The organism is Limnofasciculus baicalensis BBK-W-15 (assembly GCF_024178385.1).
Taxonomy (GTDB): Bacteria; Cyanobacteriota; Cyanobacteriia; order Cyanobacteriales; family Coleofasciculaceae; genus Limnofasciculus; species Limnofasciculus baicalensis.
Window position 1 is genome coordinate 1 of sequence record NZ_JAMZMM010000256.1, and the last position, 8,870, is coordinate 8,870.

At 42.3% G+C, this 8,870-nt stretch carries 12 protein-coding genes and 1 pseudogene; 4 read left to right on the top strand and 9 right to left on the bottom strand.

What is annotated here, in order from left to right; genetic code table 11:
- Positions 1 to 245: 245 nt before the first annotated feature.
- Complete coding sequence (locus NJ959_RS20820; protein ID WP_254013660.1) at positions 246 to 887, top strand: Uma2 family endonuclease; 642 nt, start codon at positions 246 to 248, stop codon at positions 885 to 887.
- A 61-nt stretch (positions 888 to 948) separates the two neighbouring features.
- Here the strand turns inward: NJ959_RS20820 and NJ959_RS20825 are convergent, their stop codons facing one another.
- The 7 genes and pseudogenes from NJ959_RS20825 to NJ959_RS20855 all read right to left on the bottom strand — a co-directional run bounded on the left by NJ959_RS20825 (position 949) and on the right by NJ959_RS20855 (position 4,851).
- Positions 949 to 1,134 carry a type II toxin-antitoxin system HicB family antitoxin gene (locus NJ959_RS20825; RefSeq protein ID WP_254013661.1) on the bottom strand — a complete coding sequence of 62 codons (186 nt, stop codon included), beginning with the start codon at positions 1,132 to 1,134 and terminating at the stop codon, positions 949 to 951.
- Between the two features lie 19 nt (positions 1,135 to 1,153).
- Entirely contained in the window at positions 1,154 to 1,732 is a 579-nt protein-coding gene (locus NJ959_RS20830; RefSeq protein WP_254013662.1) for a Uma2 family endonuclease, read from the bottom strand.
- A gap of 102 nt (positions 1,733 to 1,834) precedes the next feature.
- Positions 1,835 to 2,140 (bottom strand): HigA family addiction module antitoxin, encoded by a 306-nt coding sequence (locus NJ959_RS20835; RefSeq protein WP_254013663.1) that lies wholly within the window; start codon positions 2,138 to 2,140, stop codon positions 1,835 to 1,837.
- Between the two features lie 72 nt (positions 2,141 to 2,212).
- Positions 2,213 to 2,434: a type II toxin-antitoxin system RelE/ParE family toxin gene (locus NJ959_RS20840; protein ID WP_254013664.1), complete on the bottom strand. Its 222-nt coding sequence runs from the start codon at positions 2,432 to 2,434 to the stop codon at positions 2,213 to 2,215.
- Positions 2,435 to 2,489: 55 nt separating this feature from the next.
- Positions 2,490 to 2,615: pseudogene (locus NJ959_RS20845) on the bottom strand (Uma2 family endonuclease); the annotation flags it as partial.
- Between the two features lie 427 nt (positions 2,616 to 3,042).
- Positions 3,043 to 3,945 (bottom strand): hypothetical protein, encoded by a 903-nt coding sequence (locus tag NJ959_RS20850; protein ID WP_254013665.1) that lies wholly within the window; start codon positions 3,943 to 3,945, stop codon positions 3,043 to 3,045.
- A 63-nt stretch (positions 3,946 to 4,008) separates the two neighbouring features.
- On the bottom strand, positions 4,009 to 4,851 hold the full coding sequence (locus NJ959_RS20855; protein ID WP_254013666.1) for an esterase/lipase family protein: 843 nt from the start codon (positions 4,849 to 4,851) through the stop codon (positions 4,009 to 4,011).
- A gap of 228 nt (positions 4,852 to 5,079) precedes the next feature.
- On the opposite strand from NJ959_RS20855, the gene NJ959_RS20860 reads away from it, so the two are divergent.
- Positions 5,080 to 5,544: a hypothetical protein gene (locus tag NJ959_RS20860; protein ID WP_254013667.1), complete on the top strand. Its 465-nt coding sequence runs from the start codon at positions 5,080 to 5,082 to the stop codon at positions 5,542 to 5,544.
- A gap of 217 nt (positions 5,545 to 5,761) precedes the next feature.
- Positions 5,762 to 6,319, top strand: coding sequence for a glutathione S-transferase family protein (locus tag NJ959_RS20865; RefSeq protein WP_254013668.1), 558 nt, complete (start codon positions 5,762 to 5,764; stop codon positions 6,317 to 6,319).
- Positions 6,320 to 6,421: 102 nt separating this feature from the next.
- Here NJ959_RS20865 and NJ959_RS20870 read toward each other — a convergent pair whose 3' ends face one another.
- Positions 6,422 to 6,559: a photosystem II reaction center protein K gene (locus tag NJ959_RS20870; RefSeq protein WP_254013669.1), complete on the bottom strand. Its 138-nt coding sequence runs from the start codon at positions 6,557 to 6,559 to the stop codon at positions 6,422 to 6,424.
- 230 nt (positions 6,560 to 6,789) lie between these two features.
- Between NJ959_RS20870 and NJ959_RS20875 the strand changes: the two genes are divergently transcribed.
- Positions 6,790 to 7,308 carry an NUDIX hydrolase gene (locus NJ959_RS20875; protein WP_254013670.1) on the top strand — a complete coding sequence of 173 codons (519 nt, stop codon included), beginning with the start codon at positions 6,790 to 6,792 and terminating at the stop codon, positions 7,306 to 7,308.
- A gap of 113 nt (positions 7,309 to 7,421) precedes the next feature.
- Here NJ959_RS20875 and psbC read toward each other — a convergent pair whose 3' ends face one another.
- Positions 7,422 to 8,804, bottom strand: coding sequence for a photosystem II reaction center protein CP43 (gene psbC / locus NJ959_RS20880; protein WP_254013671.1), 1,383 nt, complete (start codon positions 8,802 to 8,804; stop codon positions 7,422 to 7,424).
- Between the last annotated feature and the right edge of the window lie 66 nt (positions 8,805 to 8,870).

Sequence of the window (8,870 nt, forward strand, 5' to 3'; positions counted from 1 at the left end):
ATCTTTAGGAATTGGCACAAATAAATCCGGATCGTCAGGGCGGTTGAAAGCGCAGCTAGACAAACCCAATCACCGACGATGGGTTGCAAGATAATTTCGATAAAGCCTATCAGACTGTGGCAGAGTCTTTGTATCAAAATATACTGGAGCGCCCTCGAAAAACTGCCCAAATATCGTAACCTTGTGATGGAGATAATTTTACTCAAAACTTTTAAATAGCTAATGCCCTCTATAATTTGATCCTTATGACTGCTTTATTCCCTATTCTCAAACCCATCAGTCAGCTCCGACTATCTCCCGGTAGTGTCGTGACAATCCCTAATGTGAGTTGGCAGGAATTTGAGTCAATTTTGCAGGAAATGGGAGAAGGGAGATCTGCACGAGTTACTTATAGCCAAAACACATTAGAAATTATGGTTCCTCTACCCGAACATGAAAAGCCAAAGGATTTAATTTCCGATATTGTGAAAACCTTATTAAAAATGTCCAATCGACGATACGAACCCTTTGGTTCAACCACTTTCAAACGGGAAAATACAGCAGGGGTAGAACCAGATGCTTGTTTTTACATCCAGAATTATCAACGGATGATTAATCGTCGTCGCCTCCAACCTGACGATCCGCCTCCCGATTTGGCAATTGAAACAGATGTTACTTCTAAAACCACTCTTGATGCTTATGAGGCGATTGGTGTGCCGGAACTTTGGATTTACAATAGTGGGAAATTCACTATCTATTTATTTCAGAATGGAAAGTATATCAATGCTAATACTAGTCCTCTTTTTCCAGGTATTCCTTTAACTCAACTTATTCCTGCTACAGTGGAAAGGGCTTGGCAAGTAGGAACAGTGCAAGCGTTGGTAGAGTTTGAAGAAGCGATCTCCTGAAGCAATTGTTAATTAATTTTCCATTGCTAAACATTGATTCTGCGAGATTATATAGATGCTATTACCAAGCTAATTGTTTCTCCTGTTGACAACTAAAAATCTCATCTGTTATCTGAATAATCAGGAAAGCAATCGCTTCATTTTGATCTGGTTGAGATAGGATGGTTTCTAGGTTACTTGGAGAGGGAATTTCATCTCCATCAGCTATCATAAATTCAATATGAACTGTCGCTAGGTAAGTCACCATTTTTTTTCTCCTTAGCCCTCTAATTGCTGGCTAAAAGAATTTGTGCGGCTGTCAATTGAAGGTTTGGAAAGGTGGATGAGACAATCAAATCGCTTCCTTGAAAGAGAGCTTCTTCATAGAATCCTGCCACTAATATTAATACTATTACCACCGCCCGCTGCGGATCGACGAGCCAATATTCTGCAATTCCCCTGGCTGCGTATTCAGAACGTTTGTAGCGATAATCTCGTTGCTCATTTTCTGTCCCGGGAGAAACGATTTCTACAACTAAAGCTGGTGGAGGCATATCAGAAGTGATGATACTTCTTGTACTTCCTCTGAGGGCAGTGGCGAGATCTTCAGTTAGTACAATTAAGTCAGGAATTCGCGTAGTGGTACGGGAACCAGTCACGACAATTTCTGTACCCCGACGCAATAATCTAGGCGGCACAAATTGCCCGAAGGCAAAAAGTAGGAAAATTGCGATCGCATTATTCAAATCGCTCTCTGAAGGCATTTCCACCAACTCTCCATTGACTAGTTCATAACGGGTATCTGTGCCGTCGTCATAGTTGAGGTATTCCTCCAGAGTCATAATCCGATTGGTGGTGGTTGTCATAGGAATTTTTCCTTGACGGATACAATACAGCTTACTTATCACTATACCTTATGGTTACAGGGTATGGAACTGAAGGACTTATTGTCAACTTAACTCAGGAAATTAATCCCAAGCAGCAGCATGAGGAATAATTTTGTTTAAAGTTTCTCCCAATTTTCTTTTAGCTTCCATTAATTCATAAGCATTCTGAAGCCTCAAAAAATATCCTTCCGATAGTCTAAAATACCTACATAACCGCAAATCTATATCAGCAGTAATGGAAATTTTGGTTTGAATAATTTCCTGAATAGTAAGATATGGTACGTCAATTGCACTAGCCAGATCGTTTTGACTTAACTCTAATTCTTCTAAGAATTCATACTTTAAAATTTCTCCAGGATGAGGATTATGAATTAATTTATTTTCCATAGTATTTACTCAATTATGATAATCAACAATCTCTACTTGATAAGCATTACCATTTTGCCATATAAAACAGAGTCACCACTGTTTAGTAATACGGATACTGTATTGTCCTACTCTATCTCCAGAAAGTGCTTCTAGATGATTCCCAGGGGGTAGTCGAAGATCGTCCAAATTTGCTGATGCTTCTAGTTGCCGCAATTTGCGCAAAGCCCTTTCTTGTATGTCTGATGGCAATTTTCGTGAACGTACACCCTGCCATATTTTTTCGGTTTCTTTAGAGGCAAAAGAAACAATCATCCATCTTTAACCCTTAAGTATTTATTTTTTATAATATCATATTAGCTTTTGCATTATTCAAATCGCTCTCTGAAGGCATTTCCACCAACTCTCCATTAACTAGTTCATAGCGGGTATCTGTGCCGTCGTCATAGTTGAGGTATTCCTCCAGAGTCATAATCCGATTGGTGGTGATTGTCATAGGAATTATTCCTTGACGGATAGGGCGTATTATTATTTTAACCTGTAGGGGCGAAGCATTCGGGGGATCAATTTTGTTTTGAGCCAATAATTTTGTATCCGTAGGCGATAGCCTTCCCGAAGGGTATGCTTCGCCCTGGTTTGTATCGTGGGATAAATTATTGATCGAACCAAGATTATTATATCCGCAAACAATTTAATTCTCCCAGGGTATACTTTCCCTTTCCCCATCACATACAGGGTGAAGCATTTGCGGATAAAGATGCTGATTTTCCCGATAAATATTGGCGCAAATGCTTCACCCCTACATCATTTATTGATATCAAAAACTATCGATAATTTCTGGTAAAATGTTATCTTATATAAAGAAGTAGGACATGAAGCCATAGACAGTACTTAACTTTCTAGAAATAGTTGTGTCTATTAATTTAGAAATCTCGAAGCCAAGAATTATTTTTACCAGTGCATAACCAGTAGACAGGTGCAACTAAACCAAAAGGTTGCCATTTACTTGGATCTGCAAGCACTCCGTTCTTGGCTCCAAAACCTTCTTCTACTAAAACATTAGGAGCTGGAGGTTCACCCTTCATACCAAATGCAGAACAAGCAAAGTAGGTAACTGATAAACCACAAGTTCTATACCAGTTATTGAACACATTGTGTGTTCTTGGAAAATTGATATTTATAAATTTTTCTAGATTGTTCCGATGTTCCCAAGCCTCTGGTTGATCAAATTTAGAGAATACAATAGCTATTCTGTAATTTTTTAGGTTCCTGTTCCCTTTACGCCAGCGATAATTTAATTCTTGCCCCAGAATACGAAAAGCTTTGGCATAATAACTATCACTAGACCTACATGTGGCATCAATTAGCAGAAGCAAACCTGATGATAATGCACAGTCGTCCAAGAAACTAATCGAGATATCGTCGGTTGAATTAGTATTTAATCTCTCAATTAGTTCCCCAGAATAATCTATGCAAGACAAGGAAAAGCTGAGATATTGCTGTCTTAGCCAGAATAGAGGATCTTGGCACAAACTTGGCTTTAAGTTTATTAGTAGATTATAGTAAGAGCTTCCATGCCAACCGAAATTAGTTGCTTCTAATTGTGATCCAGACTCTAAAATATTTCTAGCTGTATCTACCAAATGCACTGTCTCATCATTCATTGGCTGAACAGAGGTAATTGGATATCTGCCATCTGTATACGGCCAGTAAGCTAATGTTGCTAAAAATGTCGTCTTTCCAGAAGCGCGTGGACCAATTACTCTGATATCACAATATCCTAAATGTAGGGATGCCCTAAAAGGATTGATACGATTAAGTAGCACTGCTTTTGCTTTATTCCTACCAGGCGGAGTTAACTTTGCCCGTTCCGATTCAGGCGACTCCAGTCAATATTCATGCCCATCAACTTCTTCAGATATCACCTCATGTTCTGTTATATTCAGCGGCATCGGTGCTAGCTTAGTAGTTAAATTCTGCTGCATAAACCGCTTAACCTGTCGATAAATCTGACTATTCCTATCCCCCACCTTACAAATAGAAATATGGTCAAAATCCATCGAGACAGGAATCACCCCCTTAATCCCAGGATCAGCACTAGTTTGATTCACTACTAAAATCCCGCGAGTAGGTCGATTTTCACAGTAAACTAACATCGGAATTTGACTAAATTGTTCATCATTCCGATACACATTAATTAATTCCCGCAAACGAGAATGATGTGCCTCCAACTCCTCAACCGAAACAGTAGTTTGGAGAATCCCGCTAATATGCTTAATCCAACTTGCCATATCGGAGCCAGAATGGGGCGTAGACAAGAAAACAATCCCCTTCGTCTGAGATGATATTGCACTCCATTTACCAAAATCTCTGGCACTCCGCAGCATCTGCTTTACTAGCAATCCCCCCATACTGTGAGTAATAAAAATAATCGGGCGATCCCCTATATCATAACTATCCAATAGATCTAAAATATTTGTAGCTCGATCCGCCAAAGGCATACTATTCCCTTTCCACCGAAAAGGTTCCACCTCATACCCCAGGGACCAAATCCCCACATCAGGTAAATCTTCCCCCAACCAGAAAGGCCAAAAATTATTATCATTATCTAGTTCCTGCGGATGCCAAGTTCCCCGCGCACTACCACCTAATCCGTGGACAAAAATCACATCTCCACGGCGAGATAAATTCTCACAACCCGCAATTTGGATTAAATCGTTAGAGTTACTCACAGCCTAACTGGTATAGTAAAAAGTTTAGCAGTAATCAGATCTTAACAGATCCTCTTCAAGCCTATTTAGTGTTATGGAATCAGCTTGGCTCCTGCCCCTGGTAAAAGCAATTTTCCCCAGCGGTGAGAGAATAGTAACTCAAGTGCCCAAACTACCATCATGACCACGGGTGGTACAATGCAACCAAAGTGACTAATTTATCCGACTTGGTATCGATAACATCGTCTTATGGCAGCCGCAACGTCCTTAAATCAAGCATCTGATGTCTCTGGTGAGAGCTACCTCGTAGTTGGGTTAGCCACCTGCTTTATCAAAGAAGATGGAGAAGTTCATGAGGTCAAAATCCTTGAACCAATCCCCTCTGCCGCCCTAGAAGCCATTCTCAAAGGCATTCCCACATCTTATGAGTTAGCTTCCGGTACAACCTTGGGTGAGTTAATTGGCGGTGACACCCCTCAAAAACTACCGGAGTTTCCGCCAAATGCTCAGTTTTGCGATGATTTCGCCCAGCGTGCTATCTCTGCGGCACGGACTTATAAGACTCGTACTGAAGCACAATCCCATATTCCCGCAGGCACTACACGCAAAAATTTCAACTATTCTACAGAAAGGAAGCGAGTGCTAAATCAAACACGGGTAGTACATCGGGAAGACGATGTTAAACAACACGAGTACACTCACAAAGTTCTTTAAATTGGTCATTTGTCATTGATGATTAGTATCAAACAACCAACAACCAATAACCAACAGGGAGCATCCCACTTTGGCAAAGATACTCGTTTTTTGCCCCCCTTTTCACCCCCCCAGCCCCCCTTGTCAAAGGGGGGAGAAAGAATACAACCTGCATTTCTTCCAAATCGGGATGTTCCCAACCAACAACCAACAACTAACAACTAACAACTAACAACCCATGTTAAAACTTTACGGCAGTGCCCGCAGTCGGGCTTCAATTGTCCAGTGGTATCTCGAAGAATTAGCAGTACCCTACGAGTTTGTTATCCTGGATATGCAAGGAGGCGAACATCAGCAACCAGAATATCTGGCAATTAATCCCATGGGGAAAGTTCCCGCAATTGTCGATGGGGATTTTCAGCTTTGGGAGTCGGGAGCAATTGTCTTCTATCTGGCTCAAAAGTATGGAAATACGGGCGACTCTCCAGAAGCCCAAGCCAAAATTAACCAATGGATTATCTTTGCCAATGCCACATTAGGACCAGGAGTTTTTGTGGAAGCTAATCGGGAAAAGGAAATGCCTCGATTGATGACTCCCCTGAATCAAATTTTCTCCAAGCAGTCGTTTTTATTAGGGGATGATTTTACAGCAGCAGATGTGGCGGTTGGCTCAATGTTGTGTTACATCCCGCTCATGCTGAAGCTTGATCTGAGCGAATATCCAGCAGTATTAGATTATATGAAGCGTATCTCAGAGCGACCCGCATTTCAAAAGGCTATTGGGGGACGGAGTTAAGGGGCTAGGGAGCCGGGGGAAGGGAGCTAAATGTTAGAGAGTTTTAATTGAGAACTCAAAACTCAAAACTCAAAACTCTCCATCCCCCATTCCCTCTTTTCCTTAGCGGAAACCCACAGCAGCTTGCCAAACAAAGGCTAGCAGCAAGAAAAATACGGGGATAACGGGGAGAACGTCGATGACGGGGTTAAAGATGGAGTAAGCTTCGGGCAGTTTGGCTAACAACAGTGCGGCTTCCATGTTTAAATGTACCTTTCCAATATGGTTTTCAGAATTGACATGGATCTTAACATGAAGTCGGTCGCGACTGAACAGGTGTTGAGCTAGGATCTTTACCTTCTGGAAAGGTGATTACTCTCGGAGTGCTGTCATCGCTAATCGCCAAGTAATATAAGCAAAGGGGGACTGATCCAATTTTAATTGGATCGGATTGGTCGCTGGGTATTTTTTATCTCATCAAAAATATAGAAATGGAAACCATAAACTTTCCTGACGAACTTTTGGACATTGTTGACGAACAAGATAATGTAATCGGTCAGAAACGACGTTCATCTGTTTATCGAGAATGCTTATATAATTTTCGGGTTGTTAATGCTTTTGTCGTTAATTCAAAAGGTCAACTTTGGATTCCCCGTCGTACCTATCACAAAATAACTTTTCCTGGTTGTCTCGATTTCAGCATGGGGGGGCATGTAGAAAGTGGAGAAACCTATGAAGCGGCTTTTGCTCGTGAAATAAAAGAAGAGTTGGGCTGGGACTTAGATCAAATTGAATATATTATGTTAGGGTATCTGACACCGCTAAATCATCAGATATCAGCTTTTATGAAAGTTTATGAAATAAAATCTGAAGAATCTCCTAATTATAATAATAATGATTTTTTAGAATATTTTTGGTTGACACCACAGGAATTACTAACTCGTATCGCTAAGGGAGAAGCTGGAAAAGATGATTTGCCCAAATTGGTACGTCTCTTCTATTCAGATTAGTTAAAACCTACATTCCGCTATCGCAATTAGCCATTAGCTAAAAACAAAAAACTCCTGCTTTTATACAGGAGCATTGCAATTTAAACTTCAGCTAAAAACAGAATCAGTACAACTTAGTCGAGATCGGGCATAGCTAGAACTGCTTCGGTTTCGCGGTCGATACCTTTTTCAAAGCCAGCAGCAGCAGCACGGGCGCGTCCAGCGTGCCACAGGTGGCCCACTAGGAAGAAGAAGCCCATGATGAAGTGAAAAGATGCCAACCAAGCACGGGGATTAACGTAGTTAAAGCCGTTAATTTCAGTAATAATACCGCCCACCGAGTTGATGGAACCGTTAGGAGCATGAGTCATGTACTCAGCAGCACGACGTAGTTGCCAAGGCTGGATGTCGTTGCGGACTTTATCCACTTCCAGACCATTAGGACCGCGTAGAGGCTCTAACCAAGGACCTTGGAAATCCCAGAAACGCATGGTTTCACCACCTAAGATGATTTCTCCAGTAGGAGAGCGCATCAGGTACTTACCTAGACCAGTCGGACCTTGGGCAGTTGCGATGTTAGCACCAATCCGTTGGTCGCGAGCTAGGAAGATGAATGCTTGAGATTGAGAAGCTTCAGCATTCGTTGGGCCGTAAAATTCGCTGGGGTAAGCGGTGTTGTTGAACCAAACATACATGGAGGCGATAAAGCCCATCAGGGATAACGCACCCAAGCTGTAGGATAAGTAAGCTTCACCAGACCAGACGAAAGTACGACGCACCCAGCCAAAGGGCTTAGTCAGGATGTGCCATACACCGCCGGAAATGCAGATCAAACCAATCCAGATATGTCCGCCGATGATGTCTTCCATGTTGTTGACACCAACAATCCAACCTTCGCCACCAAAAGGAGACTTAGTTAGATAACCGAAGATGATGGCGGGGTTCAGGGTTGGGTTGGTAATTAAGCGAACATCACCACCACCTGGTGCCCAAGTGTCATAGACACCACCCACAAACATGGCCTTGATCACCAAGAGGAATGCACCTAATCCTAAGAGGATCAAGTGGAAACCGATGATCGAGGTCATCTTGTTCTTGTCTTTCCAGTCGTAACCAAAGAAAGGATCGTACTCTAAGGCTTCAGGACCGCGAATGGCGTGATAGAGACCACCCAAACCGAGAACGGCAGAGGAAATTAGGTGAAGTACCCCGACTACAAAGTAGGGGAATGTGTTAACAACTACACCACCAGCAGCAACACCCCAGCCTAAAGTGGCGAGGTGAGGCAGGAGGATTGCGCCCTGCTCGTACATGGGCTTTTCTGGGATATAGTGGGCAACCTCAAACAAGGTCATCGCCCCAGCCCAGAATACAATTAGTCCAGAATGGGCAACGTGAGCGCCCAGCAACTTACCGGAAAGGTTGATCAGACGAGCATTACCTGACCACCAAGCGAAACCTGATGACTCTTGGTCGCGATTTCCCGCAACCATAGAAGTACTAGAGAGCGTTACCACGGGGTAGAACCTCCTCTGGGAATACAAATTTTTCGTGAGGCTGATCCGCTGGAGCCATCCAAGCTC